Source organism: Litchfieldia sinesaloumensis (genome assembly GCF_900156865.1).
GTDB lineage: Bacteria > Bacillota > Bacilli > Bacillales > Bacillaceae_L > Ferdinandcohnia > Ferdinandcohnia sinesaloumensis.
Genome location: NZ_LT732529.1, coordinates 2011290 through 2035812, shown reverse-complemented (window position 1 = coordinate 2035812; position 24523 = coordinate 2011290). Strand labels below are relative to the sequence as shown.

Sequence of the window (24523 nt, the reverse complement as noted above, 5' to 3'; positions counted from 1 at the left end):
GGGTGTAGATAGATGAAAGCCATTTATTTAACGGGTTTTATGGGAGCGGGAAAAACAACGATTGGGCAAAAATTGGGACAAGCCTTAAACGTGCCAGTGGTTGATACAGACCAATTTATTGAAGAAAAAGTAGGGAAGAGGATAGCAGATATTTTTTCGGAAGATGGGGAGCAAACCTTTAGAAAATATGAGCGTTCGTATTTGAAGGAAATTCCGACTCGTAATATCGTGACTACAACTGGTGGGGGAATCGTGATTCAAGAGGAAAATCGCAGGTGGATGAAGGAAAATGGCTATGTTGTTTTCTTATATTGCGATATTGATAAGATTTTTGAGCGTGTTCAAATTGACCCAACAAGACCATTGTTTGATTCTGAGAAGAAAGAAAATACGATTAAACTTTATAACGAGCGAATGCCATTTTACAATGAAGCACATTATAAGATTGATACAACTGAGAAAAATCTGGATGAAGTGGTCAATGACCTACTTTCATGGTTACAATTGCAAAAAGGTGGAAATAATATCACTACAAGGAAATAAGGTAGGTGTTATTATGTCTACAAACGATTATGTAAAATTTGTGACCCAGCAGATTGTCAGTTATATAGACCAGCCTAAAGAAGTTCGAAAGGCTACGAGGCAGCAACGTAAGGAAGAACTTCCACCATTGTCAAACAGGTGGTTTGGAGTCATGCCGCTAGCTGTCCAACTTATGTTCAAAAAGAACAAAAAAGGAGAGAGCTGACAACATTGTTGTCGGCTCTCTTCTGCTTTACGTCCAGCTCTAGCGCCTAGCCCTTCGAGGTCACAAGCCAATCTGTCAAGAAGGTTAAAGAGCAACCTTCTAGCCACCTCGTCTTGTGCTGGTCAGACTTGCACAGGGATGTGCTGACATCGACGTTTACCACAGGACGTGGCAGTCTTTAGTCGATGATCCTCCTTAGAGGCGCTTTCGCATTTGGTATTAGTACCAGTAACCTCCGCCATATGGATAATATGGTGGACGATAATAAGGATAGCCATATCCTCCTCCAAAGCCACCACCATAGAAATATGGATTTAAAAGTGTGCTACCAACGAGCCCACCAACTAATCCTCCTATAAGTGGTCCGCCCCAATATGGACGTCTCGGTCTGCCATAGCCATAAGGTCTTCTATATGGTCCCATCTGATTACCTCCTGTATATTGATTTCCCTTTTACGGGCACGGAATTTTTTCTTTTTAACCGTGTGTAGGCTAGAATTGCTCCTTATTCTTGCCTCACTAACATGGATATGTAACCAGGGGCCAGAAGTAGTGGGCGTTTGTCCCTTTTATGAAAATTTATTTATTCTTGTCAACTTTCGGAGGTTATTGTTTCTATTCACAGTTGTGAACTAGTATGATAGAGTAATAGTACAAAAAATAGGATGATTATTAGGTCTGGTGAAAAGGGATTTCTTTTCTCCCTTCTTTGTGAACGTCCATTTAAAAGTAGGAGTGACAGGTTTAATGACTACAAAAAAAGAACAAATTGTTGATCAGTTGAATCGACCTCTACGTGATTTGCGCATATCTGTCACAGATCAATGCAATTTCCGTTGCTCTTATTGTATGCCTAAAGAAATCTTTGGGGAAGATTATCCATTCTTGAAGCAAGGAGAACTCTTATCCTATTCTGAAATAGAAACGTTGACTAGAAGTTTTGTCAAACTAGGTGTGCAAAAGATTCGCTTAACTGGTGGAGAGCCTTTAGTAAGAAAAAATGTACATGAGCTTGTGGAGCGTTTAACTCATATAGATGGTATTGAAGACATTGCCCTTACAACGAATGGGGTATTTTTACCAAAGTATGCAAAGCAATTGAAGGAAGCGGGACTTCAGCGCGTTAACGTAAGTCTTGATGCAATCGAAAATGATATATTTAAGGACATGAATGGCCGTGGAGTGGGCGTGAAACCTGTATTAGCGGGTATTGAAGCAGCACAAGAAGCAGGGCTACATGTCAAAATGAATATGGTTGTTCGCAAAGTTGTTAACGATTCGCAAATCTTACCTGTAGCTCGTTTTTTCAAAGAGAAAGGCATTACTCTACGTTTTATTGAGTTTATGGACGTGGGTACGACTAATGGGTGGAATTTTGACCAGGTTGTTTCTAAAAAAGCAATTCACGATCTAATCCATAATGAAATGCCATTAGAACCAGTTGATCCAGACTATTTCGGTGAAGTGGCAAAACGATATCGCTACATAGGAACCGATGTGGAAATCGGCTTTATTTCGTCTGTTACGGAATCCTTCTGTTCAAGCTGTACAAGAGCGAGAATCTCAGCAGATGGAAAGCTTTATACGTGCCTATTCGCGACAGAAGGTCATGATTTACGAAACTTAATTCGTTCAGGTGCATCTGAAAGCGAGATTGATGAATCACTTTCATCTTTATGGCAGGCAAGAAGAGATCGTTATTCGGATGAACGAACAGAAGAAACAGCGAAGAAACGGAAGAAAATCGAAATGTCTTATATTGGTGGGTAATTTGAAAAGCGCAAGGCGCCAGCTTATCGGCGACAAGCACAAGAAAAGCACTGATAGAAGGCGTACTTTGCCTTCAGAAGTGATTGGCTTGTGACCTCGAGCCGATGGCGCTTGGAGCTAGACATAGAAAACAAAAAGAGGTGCTGCTGCACCTCTTTTGTATAAAATCATGCTGTAGATTTTTCAGTTCTACCTGACCGTACTAACCAGCGATGCATTGCAATTTCAACTAGTGTAATGACTAGCGCAGTTAAGATTGCGCCTCCAAACGTTACTCTTGCACCATCGTAAAACAAGGAAAGAAAATATACTACAAGTGCTGCAGTTATAAAATCTGCAATATCAGTCATTACGGTTGTATTTCGTCTTAGTATCGCTTTTTCCATTAAGTGACCGATAATGGCTAGTAGTACACCGATACCGATTGGCTGATACCATGCAACTAAATCAACATTGTCAAAGACAGCTGAACAAAGGGCAACAATTAAAGGCAATAGAATAATCTTCATAAGTAGATTTCTCATGATATACACCTCCTTTTCGGTATTTTTTACAAAAAGTAATATTTCTATGTAAAACGATTACCGATCCGTTTCCACAATGGTTATATTTTTTACTCTTTCTGTGTCTGCTTCAAAGGTGATATTCACAAAAACTCCAAACTCCCTATTATCCTGCTTCAACCAAAGCTTGAAGCGTTCAATATACATTCCATTTTTCTTAGTTCTCCCTACATGTAAATAATCAATAATTTGAGCGGATGGATATTTATTTTTGGTCTTTTCCATCGCCAATTTTCCCCATTTTGCGTATTCAGGCACAGGTTTCTTTTGTTCTGCAGTTACAATAGGTGACTCATTTATAAGACCAATCGTTGGGATTAAAAACAAACCAAAGCAACAACATCCAATCAATATGTTTCGTAACATATACAACACCTCACTTTTACCTTAGAAATTCCCTTAGTTAGAAAATTTATACTGTATTTTTGGTAAACCATGGTATTATGGTGAAAAAGGGGGGGAGTGCTGATGAAAGGAATGATTAAAAAGTGGATCGTAGTTGTTGTACTGTTAAGTTTGATCGGGTGCAGTTCTGTAAGTACAACAGATAAACAAACAGCTGGTGTTCTAAAACCAATTCAGCAAAACGAAAGAAATACACAAATTATTAGTTCACTCGGTTTCGATACATTGCTTATGTATGAACTGGACATAAAAGACGAAGACATAAAAATGATCCACTACTGGATTGAACATTATAAGAATGGTGAAAAACAAGATGATTTTATTAAGGGAGCAACTTCTACAAAAGAAAAAATGACAATTGCTGCTTCTAAGCTCGATTTCAATCTAGAAGAGAACACTACATACACACGTTGGACGTATTCGGTTTCGGATGGTACCGCAATATCAACAATGGAATCTTTACCACTGGAAGTAAAGGATAAAGAAAGACTAGGAATGGGTTCAACATGGGTGGATGAAAAAATAAACCTTGAGGCAGAGAAACCATTTACGCTAGCTTTACTTGCAAGATATGATGGAAGTGGTGTCCCAATTGGACTTGATGAAGAGATTATCCAGAGCGCAATAAAAGAGAGTGATGAAGCGTTTGTTGTGAAGGTCATGATAAGTAAAAGTGACGAATATCCTGAGTAAACGATCCGTTTTGGGTCGTTTTTTGATATTTACCAGAAATTAATCCAACCTTGTTGTTGGAATTTAAATTAATTTATCTACGTCTAGCTCCAGCGCCTAGCCCCTCGAGGTCATAAGCCAATCCGTCAAGAAGGTCAAAGAGCAACCTTCTGGCCGTATCGTCTTATGCTTGTCGGGACTGATCAAGGCGCTTACGCATTTGTTTTTTGCTGTATGATTTGTTCTTTATGCGCACATATTATCATTATGAGAAATTTTGTGTGTAGGAGGAAAAGTCATGAGGAAGAGATTATTTTTTATTGCGATTATACTTTTAAGTACAGCCTTGCTTGTCAGCTGTAAAGGTGACGACAAAGCAAAAGAAAAAGCGAAAAAAGAGGACCCTAAATCAACGAAAATCCAAGAAGCAGAAGAAGAAATCATCACTCTCGGTTCACTAGGATTTACAACAGACGACCTTGTGAAGAATTGGAATGAAGCACAGGCAGAAATGAAGGACTCTGATAAAATTAATCAGATAAATGTGAGAAACGGTGAATTTAAACACGATATCAACGATGGCATGATTCTCGAAGGTATCGTAAATGAAGCGACCAACGAGGTCGTTCGGTTATCAATCGTCAAAAAGGACATAGAATCTGATAACCTGAACACAACCCTAGACAAATATGAGGACACCATTGCAGCCTTCTTCTTACTTGTTGCCGTAACAAACACAGAAGAAGCAGTTAAAGAACAAGACATCGGAGTCACTACATATAAACTGGGACTCCTTCGTGATAAAGATAAAAAAATCAATGGAAAAGCAACGCTAAACAATATTACGTATAAGGCTGAGGAGAATGAAAGAGGGCTAGTGTTGTCGGCGGTTGAGAAGAGGGACTAAACAAGTAAAAACCTTGAAAGGATTTATTCTTTCAAGGTTTTTTGCTTATTCACCTTTATTTTTTAGAATTGAGCTTTTTAATTCTTCAACAATTTCATCGAACTCTTTACCTTCAGTCTCAATACCATATTGTTTTGCTTTATTTACGATGTCATTACGTCTAGATTCGGGTTTCATACGAAGTTCCTCATACTTATTGCTCGAAGGATTAATTACTTCTGGTTTTTCAGCATACTCCTCTTTGAGTTCTGTTATAATTTCTTCTTCTGATTTCCCTTCAACTTCAATTCCGGCTTCTTTAGCCTTCTGTTGAAGCAAAGTGGAACGAATTTCAGTTTCTATTTTTGAAGAATCTTTTCCTTCAGTGGATATATCTAAATCCTTTGCTAGATTATTTAGGGCGTCCTCATGCTCTTTACTGCTTCTTTGAGGTCTACGAAGATTATTAGTGGCTTCTGATTTAGTTGTATCTTCGGCTATATTATTTTTATGCTCAGAGTCTTTTACTTTCGTATCTTTTGGGGGCACAGAAACTGTTCTTTCCTGACTGCTACTGCTACCAGCGTCCCCACTTGCGAACACTGGTAATAATTGAGAGGAGCCCAAACAGATGACTCCTATTAAACAAGCTATTAAAATTCTTTTTTTCATAGAAATTTAGTCTCTCCTTTTTTTTATAACCTGAAGTATTTTTAGAGTGATACCCTTACTATTTAATAATGTCTACATCACGAAATAAGATATTTCACTGCTATGTCACTTTATCATTAGTATTCCCCCCTTTATGATTTATGTAATCATTTTCCCAATTTCTAAATTTAATAAAGTCTTGAATTTGGCGAAAGTCTTCTTTACTCATGCCATCATTGATTGCTTTCTTTAAAAGCTTTGTCCATTCCTCATCAAGCTCGCCATACGAAGTTTGGTTGGGGTTATCAGCTCCTAATAAGTATTCAATATTTGTATCTAGTGGCTTTGCTATCTTATTTAAGAATTGAAGAGAAGGATTCTTTTGCACGTCTCTTTCAATATAGCTTAAATATGACTTTGAAACTCCGGCTCTTTTAGCAAGCTCAGTAATTGTAAGTCCTTTCTGCTTTCGTAATTTCTTAATTCTAGAACTAATCATCTTCCTTCTCCTTTGTTCGAATTCAAATTCACTATATGTTCATTATAAGAAACAATCTGTTCTTAATAAAATTACAAAATAGTAAGAAAACAAGAGTTAATTCGAGAAAAAGAACGATAAACGTTCTTTATTGAGAAAAAATGGCTGTTTTTGAGGTTTTTCAAATATAAGACTTATGGATTATACTCACATTGTAAGTTCGTTACAGAGAACGAAAACGAACGTTACAAAGTACATATCTCGGTTGATCTCCTTATCAATACATAAGGATTCAATATAAAAAATATTTATAAGGAAAAAAGAGGAGGAAACAAAAATGAGTTTGAAAAAGAAACTAGGTTTAGGGGTAGCATCAGCAGCACTAGGTTTATCATTAATCGGGGGAGGAACATTTGCATACTTCAGTGATACAGAGGTGTCAAACAATACATTTGCAGCGGGTACTTTGGATTTAGCTGTTAACCCATCAGTTGTTATTGATGTTGATAATTTGAAGCCTGGGGATACTATGGTTCGTGAATTCGTATTAGAGAACAATGGATCGCTTGATATTTCCACAATTGACCTAGCTACTGCTTATAACGTTGTAGATGCAAAAGGAGATAACGTAGACGACTTCGGTAAGCACATTAAAGTACTATTCCTTGAGAATGCAGACAAAACAGGTGCTGGATGGGTTATCGGAGACTATAACGATGTAATCTCTGAAACTACTTTATATGATCTTCAGAATATGACTCCAGATGCAGCTGAAAACTTACAACATTGGATTACTTGGTTACTAGGTTTAAACGGTGAAGATAGTGGTTTAGCAGCCGGTTCTAGCGACCAAATGTATGTTGCATTTGAATTCGTAGACAACGGTGCTGATCAAAATGAATTCCAAGGTGACGCTTTAGAGCTTGAGTGGACATTTACTGCTCACCAAACTGAGGGAGAAGAAAGATAATAGTTAATAATTAACTGAAAGGGAAGGGGATTCTATCTCCTTCCTTGATTACATGCTTTATAGATATTTATGAACACATATGGAAACCTTTGTTTTCATAAATATGTATAAAAAGTGTTATGCGGGAAGGGAGGAACTTAAAATATGCAAGAGGATAGTAGATTGATAAGAGGGATAAAGGAACGAAAAAAACGAATCTTAACTGTTCTTAAAATAGCCCTTGTGATTTATTTAATGATTTTTTCAATCAAATATGCGACATCGAGTACTGCTGCCCACTTCACTTCAAGCAAATCAACAAATGTAACACTAACTGCATGGTCAGATAAGAGTGAATTAGCGTTTATGGATCAGGGGAATATTAATCTAAAAGCTTGTCCAGCAAAAACGGAGGTTACGATAAAAAATATTAGTGATAAAGATATGGAATCTCCAAGTAAATTCGAAGTTTACTATATTGATAAGGATAATGATCCTGGAAAAGATAAGGGAGGAAATCCGATAAAACAAGGTAAGAAAATAGATATCCCTGAAGAACAGGCTATAATTCCTGCTTTAGCAAGTGGAGAACAAACTAAGCTTAGCTTTGTTACCAATAAAGATACCGAGCAAGGTTTTTATACGTTCTATGCGTATCAAACTAATAAATCCGTTGAGGATGTTTGGAGTGTAAAAGTAAAAGTTAAATGTAAGAGCAACAATGGTCAATCGAACAATGAGCAAAAAGAAGCACCAAAAGAAGAGCCACCGAAGGAAGAGGTAGTAGAAACTGAGAAAGTAGAAAACCCTGAAACAATAACTTCAGAAGAAACAGATGAAGGTTCTAATCAGACACCAGAAAATAATGAACAAACTTCTACAAATGAAAGCGAAAAAAATCCAGTAACAACTGAAGATAATGGTGCAAACCAAAGCGAAAACGCAGTAAATAATTCAGTTCCTGATGAAGCTGCAAATGTTGAAGAAAATAGTAAGGAGAAGGATGGCAATGAATAAAAAGAAGATTTTTAAATGGTTAAATCACTTAGTTACAGGTTTACTAATCGTTTTATTAATTTGTGTTGCATCTCTTGTTGTAACCAATAAGCTCTCAGGTGGGGAGCCTTCAGTTTTTGGGTATCAGCTAAAAACAGTATTATCAGGGTCGATGGAGCCAGGTATAAAAACTGGATCAATTATTGCAGTAAAAACAGGCGGAGATATGACGCGTTTTAAAGAGAACGATGTTATTACGTTTATGGAGGAAGATGAAAAGTTAATTACCCACAGAATCGTTGAAGTGATAGATAACGGCCAGCAAGTGATGTATCGAACAAAAGGTGATAACAATAATACAGAAGATATTAATCCTGTTTTAGCCCAGAATGTTGTAGCAGAATATCGTGGATTTACAATACCATATCTAGGTTATTTTGCGGATTTTGCTGACTCTAAAAAAGGTACATTAATTTTAATGATAGTACCGGGAATTCTCATTTTCTTATATTCTATTTTCTCACTTTGGAGAACAATATCTAAGCTTGACATAAGTAATAAAACGAATGATGCAATAGAGGAAACGAAAACGAATTAAGTAAGGATCAATATCTTTGTTATATTGATCCCCTTCTAAGAAGGGAAGGAAGCATATTATGGAGTCCTACAAATTTATGAAACCTATATGTTTTATACTAATTTGTACTTTTCTATTTTTTATTCATGTGAATCAAGTTTTAGCCGCTCCAGCAAACAAGGTAATAGACATAATGACGACACCTGAAAAAGTATTATTTGATATTGAGAACTTTAAACCAGGAGACTGGGCTACTAGAACATTAACTATAAAGAATAGTGGCTCGGAGGATTTTAAATATCTAACTTCAGCAGATCGTAAGTCAGGTTCAAAAGAACTTTATGAGGAGTTAGTACTTTCTATAACTGATAGTACAGGAGAAATTTTCAAAGGGAAATTAGGAGAATTTAAAAAAATCGACCCTAGAGAAATTGCTACTGGACAACAAGAGGACCTTATATTTACCGTGGAATTTCCTCCCCATTTGGGAAATGAGTATCAGGGGTTAACGACAGAAGTTGAATTGAAGTTTTATGCAGAAGGTACATTAGGAGGTGCACTTCCTGTTGATGGTCCCAAATTACCTGAGACGGGTACAAATAGCTTTAACCTACTGATTGCAGGAATGCTTTTAGTCTTAGGTGGAGGAATTTTGTATTTCATCCTAAGAAGAAGAATGAATTAAATTGTGCGATACTTTGTCAGTATGTTTTCGTAGGGCCTTGTTATTTAGTTTTCTTTATTGGGAATTTGGAAATCGGAGTTTTTTCATAAAAAATAAATAATTTATAATTTGCATGTTAGTGAGGATTCATCTTTTTTAAATAAATAAGTGAGGTTTTCGATGAAATTCGTCTTTACTTTCCTAGCGTCCTTAAATCTATTTGACGCATTAATAACCCATTTTGGTATCCTGGGTAACCATATATCGGAAGCTAATCCATTGATGTATACCGTGTATGAAATACACCCGCTTTTATTTTTAACCATAAAACTAATGCTTTCATTATTTTTAATTGCACTTATCTTCATCATTCGTTTCCCAGTCAGCAAGTTAATCCGTTCACTATCCTATGTAGCCACTGCCTTATACGTATATGTGTTTTTCCTCCACGGCTATTGGATTTCTGAAATCTTTTAGAATGGAGGTAACACAATGTACACGAAAACATGCCCCAAATGTAATCAACCTTCTTTTAGCAGTAGTAAGTATGGTGAATGGGATTGCCCAATTTGCCAAACTGATCTTTCAATCCTTCGTGCACGAGATGCAGGAGAGGCTTATCAGTCCATTTTACATAGGAATTACACAATTACTCAACAACCTAATCTCTACAACCAATCCACATACGATACATATATATAATAAAAAATGCTTCGGGCGAAATTATCAGCCGAAGCATTTTTACTTATTATCCATTTTCCACTTATTAAATTCCAAGAATGATCGAAATTCCTCTTTGGAAACTCCTGATTTCATTGCTTCGCGTACAAGCCTTGTCCATTCTGAATCTAGTTCTACATTTTCAGGTTCTGTTTGTTCATGGAGTAGTTCATTGACTGATACTCCTAGTACTGTAGATATTTTTTCAAGAAACTGGATAGAAGGATTTGATTGGAGATTCCGTTCGATTGAGCTCAAGTATGATTTGGCAACTCCGGCACGATCCGCTAATTCAGATAATGATAATTGTTTTTGTAGGCGATATGTTTTAATGCGTTGACCAATCATAACTCTTCACCTTCCCTTCCTTTTCCTATTATAACATATATCAAAGAAATGTTTTATAATAAGAACGAAAAAAATATAGTGAAATAAATTGCTTTAACAAATAGGTCATTCCGACTATAGATAGTAGTTAGTTGTTCTTAATTAAGAAAGATATTTCTTTTTATAGTTTAAATATTCGGAAAAACATTGTATAATATAAGTAAATGGAAGAACTTTACCTTCCGTTTGATTTTTTAATTTATTGTTCTTTTTTGAGAACGGAAAGGATGTGGAAATGTAATTCAATAAAATCGAATATTAAAAAGGAGGGACTTTTTAAATTAATCTTTTACACAAAGAGAAATATATCTCAAATCTATGTTTGTTCACATAGATTTTAAAGCTTAAAGCTTAATAATAATTTACTTATACTAAACAAGAGGAGTAGGGGGAAGTAAATTGGGGAAAAGGAAATTTGTGAAAATATTTAGTAGTTTACTGGCTTTTGTAATGGTGCTTTCCTTAGTGATGCCTGTGTCAGCGATGGAGGTAGATAGAGTTGGAAACAAGCCATTTAAGCAGCAACTACAAAATGAAAAGAATATGCTACTTAAGGCAGCGATTGCAGAGCAAAACGCGGCCACTGAAGGTTTGCCAAAGCTACATAAGGATTTACAGGATAAGTCAGGTAATGAACTAATTCCAGTAATTATCCATCTATCTGAGAACCCAGTAGCTTTAGAAAAAGGAATTAGTGAGCTAAAAGGAAAAACATTAACAAACACCAAGATTTCAGAAATTCGTAACAAGATTACAAGGCAGCAGTCAACTGTTGATAAGGAAATAAAAGCAAAGGGTATTAAATTACAAAAAGGTTTTGCATATGATACTGTCCTTAACGGTTTTGCTGCTAAAGTTAAAGCGGATGACCTCAAAAAACTCCTAGATATTACAGGCATCACATTAGTAGAACCTGACACAATTGTTCATGCTTTAGAAGCAGACAAGCCAACAGACCCATCATCATCTGAACTTGAGAAAGAAATAGAATTTGAGACACAAATGAATACAAGTATTGACCACTTAGGAATTGAAGCAATCTGGGAAGAGGGTTATAAAGGGGCTGGAATAAAAGTAGCTGTTCTTGATACAGGAATTGATCCAGACCACCCAGAGTTCCAAGGAATTTATAAAGGTGGAAAGAACTTTATTATTCACAGTTCCGACTACAAGCGTGAACGTGCAGATGATGATGCACGAGAAACGTCACCTGCGGAACGACCGGCACATATGCCAGAGGTTAATGCAAGTGGTCGCACTTTCCACACTGATCATGGAACGCATGTTGCAGGAACAATTGCTGCTATTGGTGCGAACGAGTTTGGAATAAAAGGAATTGCTCCTGAAATTGATTTATATGCTTATCGCGTACTAGGTGCCTATGGTAGTGGAGCAACTTCTGGAATTATTTCAGCGGTTGAGCATGCGGTTAATGAGAGTATGGATGTTATTAACCTCTCACTTGGTGGTGGTAGTAACTCAGAAAATGATAGCTTGGCATATGCCATTAACAATGCGATGATGGCTGGAGTAATTTCAGTTATTTCATCTGGTAACTCAGGTCCAAATCGTGGTACAGTAACAACCCCAGGAACTTCTCGTCTTGGAATTATTGTGGGTAACACAACAAATCCAGAGAGTCAGCATAGCGCAGAAGTTACCGTTACAGTTGGTGACGATTTCAGCTTTTCGAAGGATTTAAAATTCATGGCAACAACATTTGGACAAGATTTATCTGATCAACTTTCCGGTGAATTCGAGCTTGTTGCAATCCCAGGTGTTGGTAACAAGGCAGACTTCGAAGGAATTGATGTAGAAGGTAAGGTAGCCCTTATCACCCGAGGGGAACTTGCATTTGTAGATAAAATTGCAAATGCGAAGGAAAATGGTGCAATAGCAACAATCATTCATAACTTCTCTGGTGGGACGAACGCACCTGATGTGTCAAATGTGTTTTTAAGTGACTCATTTGCCTTCATTCCGACAATTGATATGTCTGTAACAGATGGAGAAGCAATTCGTGCAGCTCTTGAGGGTGGAACAGGAACTGTTACATTTGGAAACTTCGATTCAACAGAATCTGAAGGTGATGAGGTAAATGATTCAAGTTCTCGTGGGCCATCTACACCGAATTTTGATATTAAACCAGATGTAATAGCACCTGGAACAAATATTATGTCATCAGTCCCAGCTTATAAATGGGATTTTCCAAATGCAAGCTATGAACAATCTTATGATCGTTTTACAGGTACGTCAATGGCAGCACCACATATCGCTGGAATTGCTGCTCTAGTTAAACAAGCAAACCCTGAATGGGATGCATTTGATGTGAAAGTAGCCATTTCCAATACAGCAAAACTACTAGATACAAGTAAGTATGACGTCTTTGCACAAGGAGCAGGACGTGTAGACGCTTATGCTGCGGCATTCCCAGGTACACTGGCTTATGCAGAGGATGAAGCAATTCTTGATGAAAGCGGCGAAGTTGTTCCGAATATCAAAGGAACTGTTACTTTTGGTCCTCAAATACTAGACAATGATATTTCAGTCACGAAGCAAATTCGAGTTAAAGATCTTAAAGGTGAGGGTGGGAAATTAAGCGTATCTGTGGACGTAACAAAATCATTTGCTGATGCTCAGGTAAGTGTTGATAAGTCAACATTCACTTTAGCTCCAAATGGTGAACAGTTATTAAACGTTACTTTAACAGCTTCGGAAAATGATGCAGCGAAGGCTGGAGACGAAATACTAGGTTATATCCACATTAACGGTGGTGCCAACCATGTTTCACTTCCATTTGCTGCCGACTTTGGCGGAGTTCCTGCCACAGAAATTAAAGATATGAGTATCACAGAAACCGATCTTTCCTTCAATGGTGATGGTGTGAAAGACGAAGCGACGCTTTATTTCACAATTACTGGTGACGTAGGGACAAACTTTATTGAACTTTGGAATATCGAAGACCCAGATGGTGGATACTATGGGGATGGCTACATTGGGTATTTACATGCTGGTAATTCCTTAGGAGCTGGTTCTTATCAATTAGGTATTACTGGTCAATACAGACCTTGGGCTCCTCCTCAAGAACCATCGAATATTCCTGATGGCGTATATACAATCGACTTTTCTGCACTGGCAACTTCAGGTGCTATCGGTGACTATGTAGGACCAATTTTCGTAAAATCAACAAATCCTGTAATCTCAGGGGAGGTTGAAGGAAACAAACTTTCAGGTGCTATAACAGATAAGTACATTGATTATATAGATGTTCTAGAGCCTTACGGATTAGAATATGATCTAAATACAAAGTTAACTGCTTCTTATGTCATTACAAGCAATGGTGAGGATGGTGCACCACAACCAATCACTCTCAACCAAGACGGATCATTTGAACTTGATTTAAATCAAGCAGCAGATAAAGTGACTGTACATGTAGAAGATGCAGCTGGAAATAAGGGTACGGTAGAAATTCCAGTTGAAAAAGCAGAAATCAGTCTATCTGTAAATCAATCAGCAGTTACAATTGAAAAAGGTCAAACTGCAACAGTAGAAGTAACTCAATTAACGAAAGATGGAGACAGTATAAAAGAAGAAGACGTAACAGCAAAAGCAACATACACAGTTGCAGATGAAACTATTGCTTCAGCACAAGCAGGTGTGATAACCGCAAATGCAGTAGGAGAAACCATAATTACAATTTCTTACGGTGGAAATGAAGTAACAGTAGATGTGACAGTAGTAGAGGAAGAACCTAACCCAGATAAGACAGTTAGCTTGAAGGTAGATAAAGATCTCCTTCTCATTAATGTAGGGGCTACAGATAGTGTGGAAATCACTGAAGTTACAACAATTGGTGATAAAACAACAGAAAAAGATGTAACAGCAGTTGCTACCTATAGTGTAGCAAACGAGAAAATTGCAACGGTTACAAATGGCGTAATTACAGGTTTAAGTCCTGGAATTACAGAAATAACGGTCACATATGGTGAGAACACCTTGAACGTGATGGTTGCCGTTGCTAGTACAGATACGGTTAGACCACCTAGAAGTCGATAGGTAGTACCTTGTTTTTTTATAACCACTTCATAGTAGGATTAACATAAAAATAGAGAGCCAGCACTTACAGCTGGCTCTTTTGTTAATGTATCGCTCCTTATATTTAGGCTCAATAGGATTCAACCTCATCTAATGTAAAATTTAAGATTACTTATAAAAATAAAAAAACCCCGTTAAATGGGGTATATTCAGTGAATAAGGTCCGTTATGCTGGTTCGCGTTGGAGGAAAGACTGTATATCCTGGACGCTCATTCCCATTTCCACTGCTTCTAAAATAAGGTCGATCCACTCTTGATCCAATTGCTCGTTCATGTTTTTTACTTCATTTACCATTTTATTTCCTCCCAAAATACTTTAGTATTCCAGGCAGTCCAGCCGTCATCATTGAAATCTCCAACCTTAGACCTGTGACTTTGCGTCCCTATTTTTCAATAGGTTTGCCTTTGTCTGTCCGAACCCTAGCTGACTGACCTAAAACGATAGTCCTTTTATGTATAGAACCTTTGTATTACATTTAGAAGTATAAAACACATAAAAAAATAAATCTGTAAAAAAATGTCGATGTCAAAATATTAGTAAAACATAAACAATTGGTTGTTTTAAGATATAGAAGTTGGCTGTATTTAAAGGTTTTTGTAGGATATACTCGAATTATGGGAATAAAGACCTAGTATTTGTTAATTAGAGAAATGATGAGGTTAACACAAGGTGATTTTTGATATACCTTTTTGTAAAATTACCAAATAAATACAAGTTATTTGTCGGACGATTTTTTAAAAAATACCCTCACAAAAGTTGGACCTACCCTCAAATGTGAGGATAGGCCTAAATTACATCGTATTTTGACAAAGATAAAAGAGTCCGCCGTTGATTATCTCGACATGAACTTTCGGTTCATATTGCTCTTTTAGTGCTTCTTTCTCAATTTCATAGCTTTCAGGTTTTTCGTCGATTCCTTCATAAAAAGAATCCAAAAGAGCTAAATCTTCGTCCCACCGTTTTCTTGCTTCCCCTGCCCACTTGTGGTCTTGTGTTTCCACATAGCCTCTCACATATTGTTGTAGACGATTGACTCCACTTTGCGGTTTCACAAGTGGCGACATGGTGTACGTCAAATCCGGTATCTTGGGTGTAAGGGGTAGCTTCTCTAGCTGTTCTTGAAAGTTTTCAACAATCATCCCATTAATGAGCTGCAAGCCAAGTGACATTAACACATCCCTTTTTCGGTCACTTTTAAAAGATATTTTCACATTTAACCCTAGCCAAGGGTAAAGTGGTGTATTTCCTTGAGCTCCAAGTGGCTTTTGCTGATACAGCCGGATATAACCAGCAAGATTTTTTGTGGATTCAAAAATTTGATGTAAGCGGGGTGCCCCGAAATGGATAAAGTCACCCTTTACATTATCTGGCGTTTGATCACGGTCTGTGATTAGCGTAAGCTTCATTGGATTTGGCTCTTGCCCAGTTTTTTCTACATACGTCCAATAGAACGGGCGGTTCATCAGTTGTTTATCTAAATCGACCGTTAGTTGAACCGTCATATACCCTGGTTGTCGTTCGAGAATTTCACAATGATTTGATACAAAATATTTTTCTAAAAAGTTAACGATTTCCTGTTGCTGCATGCTGTTCACCACCGTCATGTTCTTCATAGCTTAAGATTGATGTTAAATTTTCCATTTTAATTTTCATTTCACCTTCGCTCCGAGAACGAAGCATGATGTCTTGAATATGATCTTCAATGTTTCCTAGGTCGAGTCTGGTTAAAATATCATCTAGTTGACCTATGACGCGCTCAAACAGATTTATTTTTTCATATAATAATTTCAAAATATGTTCTTCAACTGTATTCTTCGTTGCAAAGTTATAAATATGAACATCTTTCTCCTGACCAAGACGATGAATCCGTCCAATCCGTTGCTCCAGTCTCATCGGATTCCATGGGAGGTCATAATTGATAATATGGTTACAGAATTGGAGGTTAATCCCTTCGCCACCAGCTTCAGTTGCGATTAATACCTGGAATTTACCTTTAAATAGTTCCCTCATCCAATCCTTTTTCCCGCGCTTGAACCCGCCTCTAAAGGGAACAGATGAAATACCGTTTTGCTGCAAGTACCATTGCAAATACATTTGAGTCGCACGATACTCGGTAAAGATAATTACCTTATCGTCAATTTGTTTAATAAGCTCGACGGCCTTTTCAGCTTTCGAATTTTGGGTAACCTGTTCCACCTTTTTCATAAGTCCCATTACCATATCCTCAGGAACTGCAGCGCTACCATCCTCGTTCTTTTTCTCAAGCATCTTTTTTAAGGTAAAGTAGACTGCCTCACGACTGCTACATGCTTCTCGTTGCAGAGTTAAAATGGAGAACATACTTGATGAGAACCCAGATAAGTCGGAACGATAATTGGATATGGCATCATATAAATCTTGTTCTGTTTCTGAAAACTCAATTGGTACCGTTTCAACTTTCCGTTTTGTCCACTCAATACCCGTATCATCTCGACGATTACGGATCATCACCTTATTCACTAACTCTTTTAAATGTTCGTGGTCATCTATCGAGCGACTCTTCTTACCGAAAGCTTCTTCAAAATTCTCTTGATTTCCTAAGTGCCCAGGTTTTAATAAAGACACGAGATTGAAAATCTCCTCAATTCGATTTTGAATCGGGGTGGCTGTTAATAGTAAACAAAACTTCTTTTTTAGATTTTGGACAAATTCATAGTTTTTCGTTTTATTGTTTTTTAGCTTGTGAGCCTCGTCAATGATGATCAGGTCATAATCCTGTTCATACACAATTTCACGATGTGGGCTTCTCTTCGCTGTATCGATAGAAGAAACGATGACATCATATTGCTCCCACATATAGCTCTTTTTCTGCTGAACTGCAGGAATATAAAATTTCTGATTTAATTCAGCTGCCCATTGAGAAACGAGGGATGCTGGTACAAGAATTAACACTTTTTTTACAAGACCACGAATCATATATTCTTTTAAAATGAGTCCAGCTTCAATTGTTTTCCCGAGTCCAACCTCATCCGCTAATATTGCTTTTCCGTTCATTTTTTCAACAACCTGCTTTGCGACCTCAAGTTGATGTGGAAGTGGTGTTAACTGAGGTAAATGCTTTGGAGCCTGAAGGCCTTCAAACTCAGGTATCGATTGATGCTTTTCCACTTCATACGCAAGCTTATACAGCTCCCAGTTTGCCCAAGGACCGTCATCGTCAATTCTTTGCAAAAAGTCACCTTGCCACGACTGATCAAATTCAAAATCGACATTCATATAAACACAGTCCTTTCCAAATTGAATATATAATAGAAGAAAGGTGCGGATTCTTTAAAATCCGAACGTTCTACTAAAAAAATAAGATAATATTAAGAAAATAAGTTATTGCCCAAATCGCCATATGATGATAGGATGAAGATAGTTAGAAAACGCTTCTCTCTATGCGATAGAAGGTTTTTGCTACATAACAAATTGATATTGTAAGAAAGCTTTTTGGGCTGGATAGTATAAATTTCCATAGTCGTTTTGTTAGTATTACCAAAAAAATGAATAATATGAGACCGCGGATGACAACAAGGGGAGAGACTACATTTTGTAGCGCCGAAGGAGCAAGCAGGAACACCTGTGAATCTCTCAGGCAAAAAGACTCTTGTTTGACGCAACTCTGGAGAGAGCCGATTAATTGAACGGCCACCAAAGGGGCAAACCTATTGAACATTATCTCTAGGTAAACTTTCAGGTGCAAGGACAGAGACTTCACATCACTGTGGAGTTTATCTGTCCTTTTTTATATTGTCAGAATCTTTCGGTTATGGCGATAGAGTCCAAACAGCATTTTAAATGAAGAAGAAATGTTAAGGGGGAATCGGGTTGTCTGAATTAAAACGAACACCATTATTTGATGAGTATCAAAAGCATGGCGCCAAAACAATTGATTTTGGTGGGTGGGATCTTCCTGTCCAATTTTCAAGTATTAAGGAAGAACATGAAGCAGTTCGCACAAAAGCAGGCCTTTTTGATGTTTCACACATGGGTGAAATCGATGTGAAGGGTAAGGACAGCTTAGCCTTTCTCCAAAAAATGATGACAAATGATGTTTCACTATTAAAGAATGGCGCAACACAATATACCGCCATGTGCTATGAAAATGGTGGGACAGTTGATGACCTACTAATCTATAAAAAATCAGATGAACACTATTTACTTGTCGTAAATGCTTCAAACACAGACAAAGACTTCGATTGGCTAAAACAACATGTCTTTGGTGACGTTGAAGTCGTAAATATCTCAAACGAAATCGGCCAAATTGCAATACAAGGACCACTTGCTGAATCCGTTTTACAAAAGATAACCACCAACACAGATTTAAGCGAAATCAAGTTCTTTAAGTTCCAAGACGAGGTTGAAATTGCGGGCAAGAAAACACTTGTTTCAAGAACGGGCTATACAGGGGAAGATGGTTTTGAAGTATACTGTCGAGCTGACGATACTGCAGTACTATGGAATGCCATCCTAGAAGCTGGTGAACCTGAAGGGGTTTTACCTTGTGGACTTGGTGCACGTGACACCTTGCGCTTTGAGGCCAATCTTGCACTCTATGGACAAGAACTATCGCAAGATATTACACCAATTGAAGCTGGAATTGGCTTTGCGGTGAAACCAAATAAAGAAGCTGATTTTATCGGTAAAGCCGTTTTAAAACAGCAAAAAGAAGAAGGGGCTCCTCGTAAAATCGTTGGAATTGAGATGATTGACAAAGGAATTCCGCGTCACGGCTATGAAGTGTTTATTGGAGACGAGAAGGTCGGGGAAGTGACAACAGGTACACAATCACCAACCCTTCAAAAAAATATCGGATTAGTACTAATTAAATCCGAAAATGCCGAACTTGGATCGGAAGTAGAAGTTCAAGTTCGTAAAAAGCGCTTAAAAGCTGTACAAGTGGCAACACCATTTTATAAACGCCCAAAAAAATAAAAAAAATGAGAGCTTAAAAGGAGGATGAAAAGGACCTAGAAGTTCGAGGCGGTGCAGCTTTGAGTACCGGAGCGTATGTACTTAATACGTGAGGAACGGAGAAGCAAGCCAACGAAGAAATTCGATGTGTCATTTTCTGCCGACTTTTTAAGCATCTTCTATGTAGGAAAGGGGTACATTCATGAAACATCGATACTTACCAATGACGGAACAAGATAAAAGTGAAATGCTTCAAGCAATCGGCGTAGATACTGTCGATGAGCTTTTTAGCGATATTCCAGAAAGTGTTCGATTTAAAGGTGAATACAATATTAAAAAGGCAAAATCAGAGCCTGCACTAATGAAAGAACTATCAAGATTAGCTGCAAAAAATGCTGATTTACGCCATAATGCATCATTCTTAGGTGCAGGTGTGTACGACCACTACATGCCAGTGATTGTTGATCACGTTCTTTCACGTTCAGAGTTTTATACAGCATATACACCATACCAACCTGAAATTTCCCAAGGTGAGCTTCAAGCAATCTTTGAATTCCAAACCATGATTTGTGAATTAACTGGAATGGATGTAGCTAACTCTTCAATGTATGACGGTGGTACTTCACTTGCAGAGGCAGCAATGCTAGCTTCAGGTCATACAAAAAATAAAAAAGTACTTGTATCCCAAGGCGTTCATCCGGAATCAAGACTCGTTCTTGAAACGTATGCGAAAGGTCAATACATTGAGGTAGTCGAAGTTCCAACAAAGAACGGAGTTACAGATGTTGAAGCCCTTCAATCATTAATGGATAGCGATGTGTCGTGTGTCATTGTTCAATATCCAAACTTCTTTGGCCAAATTGAACCATTAAAAGAAATCGAAACAGTAGCACATACTGGAAAGAGCATGTTTGTTGTATCAAGCAATCCTTTAGCACTCGGAGCATTAACGCCTCCAGGAAAATTAGGTGCTGATATCGTTGTAGGAGATGCTCAGCCATTTGGAATTCCAGCAGCATTCGGTGGACCACACTGTGGATATTTCGCTGTCACAACAAAACTAATGCGTAAAGTACCTGGTCGTCTTGTTGGTCAAACGGTAGACGAAGAAGGAAAACGCGGATTTGTTTTAACACTTCAAGCACGTGAACAGCATATCCGTCGTGACAAAGCGACATCAAATATTTGTTCGAACCAAGCTCTTAATGCACTTGCAGCTTCTGTTGCAATGACAGCTTTAGGTAAAAAGGGTGTAAAAGAAATTGCAACGCAAAATATCCAAAAAGCCTATTATGCAAAACAACAATTTGCAGCAAATGGTTTCGAGATTGTGTTTGAAGGACCATTTTTCAATGAATTTGTTATAAAAGTAGGCAAGTCAGTAAAAGAAGTAAATGCTCGATTATTGGAAAACGGAATAATCGGTGGATATGACCTAGGTCGTGACTATCCTGAATTAGAGGGGCATATGTTAGTTGCAGTTACCGAGTTACGTACGAAAGAAGAAATCGACACACTTGTAAAGGAATTGGGGGATAGCCATGAATAAGCAAGATCAACCATTAATTTTTGAACTATCAAATCCAGGTCGAATTGGTTATAGTTTGCCTGAGTTAGATGTACCTGAAATCAACATTGCTGATGTTATCCCAAGTGACTATCTTCGTGTAGAGGAGCCAGAACTACCAGAGGTATCAGAATTAGATATTATGCGCCACTATACTGCATTGTCTAACCGCAACCATGGCGTGGATTCCGGATTCTATCCATTAGGTTCTTGTACAATGAAATACAATCCAAAGATTAATGAAAATGTAGCTCGTTATAATGGATTTGCTCACATCCATCCATTACAAGACGAAAGTACTGTTCAAGGTGCAATGGAGCTAATGTACGATCTTCAAGAACACCTGAAAGAAATCACGGGTATGGATGAAGTAACTCTCCAACCTGCAGCAGGTGCACATGGTGAGTGGACTGGATTAATGATGATCCGTGCCTTCCATGAAGCGAATAATGACAGTGCTCGTACGAAAGTAATTGTACCTGACTCTGCTCACGGTACAAACCCGGCCTCAGCAACAGTAGCAGGCTTTGAAACAATCACTGTAAAATCAAACGAAGATGGTTTAGTCGATTTAGAGGATTTACGCCGAGTAGTTGGACCGGATACAGCTGCATTAATGCTGACAAACCCTAATACACTTGGACTATTTGAAGAAGAAATTCTAGAAATGACAGAAATCATTCACTCTGCTGGCGGTAAAGTGTATTATGACGGTGCAAACCTAAATGCGGTTCTAAGTAAAGCACGTCCTGGCGATATGGGATTTGACGTCGTTCACTTAAATCTCCATAAAACCTTTACTGGTCCACATGGTGGTGGAGGCCCAGGTTCTGGACCTGTTGGTGTGAAGGTTGACCTAATTCCTTACCTGCCAAAACCAATCCTTGTAAAAACAGAAGAAGGCTATCAATTTGATTACGACCGCCCACAATCAATCGGCCGTGTAAAACCTTATTATGGAAACTTCGGTATCAACGTTCGAGCGTATACGTATATCCGTTCAATGGGGCCGGATGGTCTAAAAGCTGTAACTGAAAATGCGGTTATCAATGCAAACTATATGATGCGTCGCTTAGCACCATATTTTGACCTACCATATGATAGACATTGTAAACATGAATTTGTTATCTCTGGTCGACGTCAAAAGAAATTGGGCGTTCGTACATTAGATATCGCAAAACGATTACTAGATTTCGGTTATCATCCACCAACCATCTACTTCCCATTAAATGTAGAGGAATGTATGATGATCGAACCAACAGAAACAGAATCAAAAGAAACTCTTGATTCTTTCATCGAAGCAATGATCCAAATTGCAAAAGAAGCTGAAGAGAATCCAGAAATCGTTCAAGAAGCACCACATACAACAGTAGTAAGCAGATTAGATGAAACGTTAGCAGCTCGAAAACCTGTACTACGATATCAAAAACAATAATCATTTCTATAGAAGAGATTCTTCCTAACTTGGAGGAATCTCTTTTTTACCATTATTTACCGCGTTTAAAAGTATTGAAAAAAGAATGGAGGGCTGATAATATAGGTTAAGTCATCACGACAGCGTGATTGATTGAGTCAAAACTTTAAAGAAAAAAGTTGTTGACTTATGAGTTTGATAAATGTTATATTATTAAAGTCGCTTTTGAGCGGCACATCAAAATAAAAAAAGTTCTTTGAAAACTGAACACAATACAAGCGTCAACGTTTTTGATTTTGATAACAAATTATTGAGCAATCAATACTCTTATTGGAGAGTTTGATCCTGGCTCAGGATGAACGCTGGCGGCGTGCCTAATACATGCAAGTCGAGCGAACTTTTGGGAGCTTGCTCCCAAAAGTTAGCGGCGGACGGGTGAGTAACACGTGGGTAACCTGCCTGTAAGACTGGGATAACTTCGGGAAACCGGAGCTAATACCGGATAACATCGAAGACCACATGGTCTTCAATTAAAAGGTGGCTTTTAGCTACCACTTACAGATGGACCCGCGGCGCATTAGCTAGTTGGTGAGGTAACGGCTCACCAAGGCGACGATGCGTAGCCGACCTGAGAGGGTGATCGGCCACACTGGGACTGAGACACGGCCCAGACTCCTACGGGAGGCAGCAGTAGGGAATCTTCCGCAATGGACGAAAGTCTGACGGAGCAACGCCGCGTGAGCGAAGAAGGCCTTCGGGTCGTAAAGCTCTGTTGTTAGGGAAGAACAAGTATCGTTCGAATAGGGCGGTACCTTGACGGTACCTAACCAGAAAGCCACGGCTAACTACGTGCCAGCAGCCGCGGTAATACGTAGGTGGCAAGCGTTATCCGGAATTATTGGGCGTAAAGCGCGCGCAGGCGGTCCTTTAAGTCTGATGTGAAAGCCCACGGCTCAACCGTGGAGGGTCATTGGAAACTGGGGGACTTGAGTGCAGAAGAGGAGAGCGGAATTCCACGTGTAGCGGTGAAATGCGTAGAGATGTGGAGGAACACCAGTGGCGAAGGCGGCTCTCTGGTCTGTAACTGACGCTGAGGCGCGAAAGCGTGGGGAGCGAACAGGATTAGATACCCTGGTAGTCCACGCCGTAAACGATGAGTGCTAAGTGTTAGAGGGTTTCCGCCCTTTAGTGCTGCAGCAAACGCATTAAGCACTCCGCCTGGGGAGTACGGTCGCAAGACTGAAACTCAAAGGAATTGACGGGGGCCCGCACAAGCGGTGGAGCATGTGGTTTAATTCGAAGCAACGCGAAGAACCTTACCAGGTCTTGACATCCTTATGCCATCCCTAGAGATAGGGCTTTCCCTTCGGGGACATAAGTGACAGGTGGTGCATGGTTGTCGTCAGCTCGTGTCGTGAGATGTTGGGTTAAGTCCCGCAACGAGCGCAACCCTTGATCTTAGTTGCCAGCATTTAGTTGGGCACTCTAAGGTGACTGCCGGTGACAAACCGGAGGAAGGTGGGGATGACGTCAAATCATCATGCCCCTTATGACCTGGGCTACACACGTGCTACAATGGATGGTACAAAGGGCAGCGAAACCGCGAGGTTAAGCGAATCCCATAAAACCATTCTCAGTTCGGATTGCAGGCTGCAACTCGCCTGCATGAAGCCGGAATCGCTAGTAATCGCGGATCAGCATGCCGCGGTGAATACGTTCCCGGGCCTTGTACACACCGCCCGTCACACCACGAGAGTTTGTAACACCCGAAGTCGGTGGGGTAACCGCAAGGAGCCAGCCGCCTAAGGTGGGACAGATGATTGGGGTGAAGTCGTAACAAGGTAGCCGTATCGGAAGGTGCGGCTGGATCACCTCCTTTCTAAGGAAACTGAAGTTCTACGAACTTCATAAAAAGACGCTTTGTATTGTGGTCAGTTTTGAGAGTGCTTTTTCTCTCAAAGTCGTTCCTTGAAAACTAGATAACGTAACAAAACATTCATTGAAGTAGTAAAAGTTCTTTTAACAACTTTAGGCGCACGAGAAGC

24 protein-coding genes, 1 rRNA gene and 2 riboswitches are annotated in these 24523 nt (G+C 38.8%); of the genes, 16 read left to right on the top strand and 9 right to left on the bottom strand.

Going from position 1 to position 24523, the window contains the following annotated elements; genetic code table 11:
* Nucleotides 1–12: 12 nt before the first annotated feature.
* Nucleotides 13–543, top strand: a complete 531-nt coding sequence (locus CZ490_RS10150; RefSeq protein WP_077618789.1) for a shikimate kinase — start codon at nt 13–15, stop codon at nt 541–543.
* Nucleotides 544–556: 13 nt separating this feature from the next.
* The gene (locus tag CZ490_RS10145) at nt 557–748 is read left to right on the top strand and encodes a YqzE family protein (protein WP_077618788.1); all 192 of its coding nucleotides are present in this window, start codon (nt 557–559) and stop codon (nt 746–748) included.
* Between the two features lie 219 nt (nt 749–967).
* On the opposite strand, the gene CZ490_RS10140 is transcribed toward CZ490_RS10145, so the two are convergent.
* Entirely contained in the window at nt 968–1171 is a 204-nt protein-coding gene (locus CZ490_RS10140; RefSeq protein ID WP_077618787.1) for a hypothetical protein, read from the bottom strand.
* A gap of 324 nt (nt 1172–1495) precedes the next feature.
* On the opposite strand from CZ490_RS10140, the gene moaA reads away from it, so the two are divergent.
* Nucleotides 1496–2518, top strand: coding sequence for a GTP 3',8-cyclase MoaA (moaA, locus tag CZ490_RS10135; protein ID WP_077618786.1), 1023 nt, complete (start codon nt 1496–1498; stop codon nt 2516–2518).
* Nucleotides 2519–2685: 167 nt separating this feature from the next.
* Here the strand turns inward: moaA and CZ490_RS10130 are convergent, their stop codons facing one another.
* Nucleotides 2686–3042 carry a DUF2512 family protein gene (locus tag CZ490_RS10130; protein WP_077618785.1) on the bottom strand — a complete coding sequence of 119 codons (357 nt, stop codon included), beginning with the start codon at nt 3040–3042 and terminating at the stop codon, nt 2686–2688.
* A gap of 57 nt (nt 3043–3099) precedes the next feature.
* Nucleotides 3100–3447 (bottom strand): YqzG/YhdC family protein, encoded by a 348-nt coding sequence (locus CZ490_RS10125; protein ID WP_142255366.1) that lies wholly within the window; start codon nt 3445–3447, stop codon nt 3100–3102.
* Nucleotides 3448–3549: 102 nt separating this feature from the next.
* Between CZ490_RS10125 and CZ490_RS10120 the strand changes: the two genes are divergently transcribed.
* Nucleotides 3550–4179, top strand: coding sequence for a hypothetical protein (locus tag CZ490_RS10120; protein WP_077618784.1), 630 nt, complete (start codon nt 3550–3552; stop codon nt 4177–4179).
* 277 nt (nt 4180–4456) lie between these two features.
* Nucleotides 4457–5065: a hypothetical protein gene (locus CZ490_RS10115; protein ID WP_077618783.1), complete on the top strand. Its 609-nt coding sequence runs from the start codon at nt 4457–4459 to the stop codon at nt 5063–5065.
* Between the two features lie 45 nt (nt 5066–5110).
* On the opposite strand, the gene CZ490_RS10110 is transcribed toward CZ490_RS10115, so the two are convergent.
* Complete coding sequence (locus CZ490_RS10110; RefSeq protein WP_142255365.1) at nt 5111–5716, bottom strand: hypothetical protein; 606 nt, start codon at nt 5714–5716, stop codon at nt 5111–5113.
* Nucleotides 5717–5816: 100 nt separating this feature from the next.
* Nucleotides 5817–6194, bottom strand: a complete 378-nt coding sequence (locus CZ490_RS10105) for a helix-turn-helix domain-containing protein (protein ID WP_077618781.1) — start codon at nt 6192–6194, stop codon at nt 5817–5819.
* Nucleotides 6195–6510: 316 nt separating this feature from the next.
* Here CZ490_RS10105 and CZ490_RS10100 point away from each other — a divergent pair, with 316 nt between their 5' ends.
* From CZ490_RS10100 to CZ490_RS22160, 6 genes are all read left to right on the top strand, one after another.
* Nucleotides 6511–7143: a CalY family protein gene (locus CZ490_RS10100; RefSeq protein WP_077618780.1), complete on the top strand. Its 633-nt coding sequence runs from the start codon at nt 6511–6513 to the stop codon at nt 7141–7143.
* Nucleotides 7144–7287: 144 nt separating this feature from the next.
* Nucleotides 7288–8139, top strand: a complete 852-nt coding sequence (locus tag CZ490_RS10095) for a hypothetical protein (protein WP_077618779.1) — start codon at nt 7288–7290, stop codon at nt 8137–8139.
* Nucleotides 8132–8716: a signal peptidase I SipW gene (gene sipW / locus CZ490_RS10090; protein ID WP_142255364.1), complete on the top strand. Its 585-nt coding sequence runs from the start codon at nt 8132–8134 to the stop codon at nt 8714–8716. Before CZ490_RS10095 ends, sipW begins: the two co-directional genes overlap by 8 nt.
* A gap of 76 nt (nt 8717–8792) precedes the next feature.
* On the top strand, nt 8793–9380 hold the full coding sequence (locus tag CZ490_RS10085) for a TasA family protein (protein WP_159439938.1): 588 nt from the start codon (nt 8793–8795) through the stop codon (nt 9378–9380).
* Nucleotides 9381–9539: 159 nt separating this feature from the next.
* A complete protein-coding gene (locus tag CZ490_RS10080) occupies nt 9540–9836 on the top strand; it encodes a DUF5658 family protein (protein ID WP_077618777.1) in 297 nt (98 codons plus the stop codon).
* A 15-nt stretch (nt 9837–9851) separates the two neighbouring features.
* Nucleotides 9852–10061 (top strand): hypothetical protein, encoded by a 210-nt coding sequence (locus CZ490_RS22160; protein ID WP_142255363.1) that lies wholly within the window; start codon nt 9852–9854, stop codon nt 10059–10061.
* A 39-nt stretch (nt 10062–10100) separates the two neighbouring features.
* On the opposite strand, the gene CZ490_RS10075 is transcribed toward CZ490_RS22160, so the two are convergent.
* Complete coding sequence (locus CZ490_RS10075) at nt 10101–10427, bottom strand: helix-turn-helix domain-containing protein (RefSeq protein WP_077618776.1); 327 nt, start codon at nt 10425–10427, stop codon at nt 10101–10103.
* 438 nt (nt 10428–10865) lie between these two features.
* Between CZ490_RS10075 and CZ490_RS10070 the strand changes: the two genes are divergently transcribed.
* Complete coding sequence (locus CZ490_RS10070) at nt 10866–14522, top strand: S8 family serine peptidase (protein ID WP_077618775.1); 3657 nt, start codon at nt 10866–10868, stop codon at nt 14520–14522.
* A gap of 205 nt (nt 14523–14727) precedes the next feature.
* On the opposite strand, the gene CZ490_RS10065 is transcribed toward CZ490_RS10070, so the two are convergent.
* The 3 genes from CZ490_RS10065 to CZ490_RS10055 form a co-directional block, all read right to left on the bottom strand.
* Nucleotides 14728–14856, bottom strand: coding sequence for an anti-repressor SinI family protein (locus CZ490_RS10065; protein WP_077618774.1), 129 nt, complete (start codon nt 14854–14856; stop codon nt 14728–14730).
* Between the two features lie 29 nt (nt 14857–14885).
* A riboswitch (cyclic di-GMP riboswitch) is annotated at nt 14886–14975 on the bottom strand.
* A gap of 378 nt (nt 14976–15353) precedes the next feature.
* Nucleotides 15354–16148, bottom strand: coding sequence for a YqhG family protein (locus tag CZ490_RS10060; RefSeq protein ID WP_077618773.1), 795 nt, complete (start codon nt 16146–16148; stop codon nt 15354–15356).
* Nucleotides 16126–17817 (bottom strand): DEAD/DEAH box helicase, encoded by a 1692-nt coding sequence (locus tag CZ490_RS10055; protein WP_077618772.1) that lies wholly within the window; start codon nt 17815–17817, stop codon nt 16126–16128. Before CZ490_RS10055 ends, CZ490_RS10060 begins: the two co-directional genes overlap by 23 nt.
* A gap of 290 nt (nt 17818–18107) precedes the next feature.
* Nucleotides 18108–18200, top strand: a riboswitch (glycine riboswitch).
* A 211-nt stretch (nt 18201–18411) separates the two neighbouring features.
* Between CZ490_RS10055 and gcvT the strand changes: the two genes are divergently transcribed.
* The 4 genes from gcvT (at nt 18412) to CZ490_RS10035 (ending at nt 24357) form a co-directional block, all read left to right on the top strand.
* On the top strand, nt 18412–19518 hold the full coding sequence (gcvT, locus tag CZ490_RS10050; protein WP_077618771.1) for a glycine cleavage system aminomethyltransferase GcvT: 1107 nt from the start codon (nt 18412–18414) through the stop codon (nt 19516–19518).
* A gap of 181 nt (nt 19519–19699) precedes the next feature.
* Nucleotides 19700–21046: an aminomethyl-transferring glycine dehydrogenase subunit GcvPA gene (gene gcvPA / locus CZ490_RS10045; RefSeq protein WP_077618770.1), complete on the top strand. Its 1347-nt coding sequence runs from the start codon at nt 19700–19702 to the stop codon at nt 21044–21046.
* Nucleotides 21039–22499 (top strand): aminomethyl-transferring glycine dehydrogenase subunit GcvPB, encoded by a 1461-nt coding sequence (gcvPB, locus tag CZ490_RS10040; protein WP_077618769.1) that lies wholly within the window; start codon nt 21039–21041, stop codon nt 22497–22499. Before gcvPA ends, gcvPB begins: the two co-directional genes overlap by 8 nt.
* A 306-nt stretch (nt 22500–22805) precedes the next feature.
* A 16S ribosomal RNA gene (locus CZ490_RS10035) occupies nt 22806–24357 on the top strand.
* Nucleotides 24358–24523: the final 166 nt, after the last annotated feature.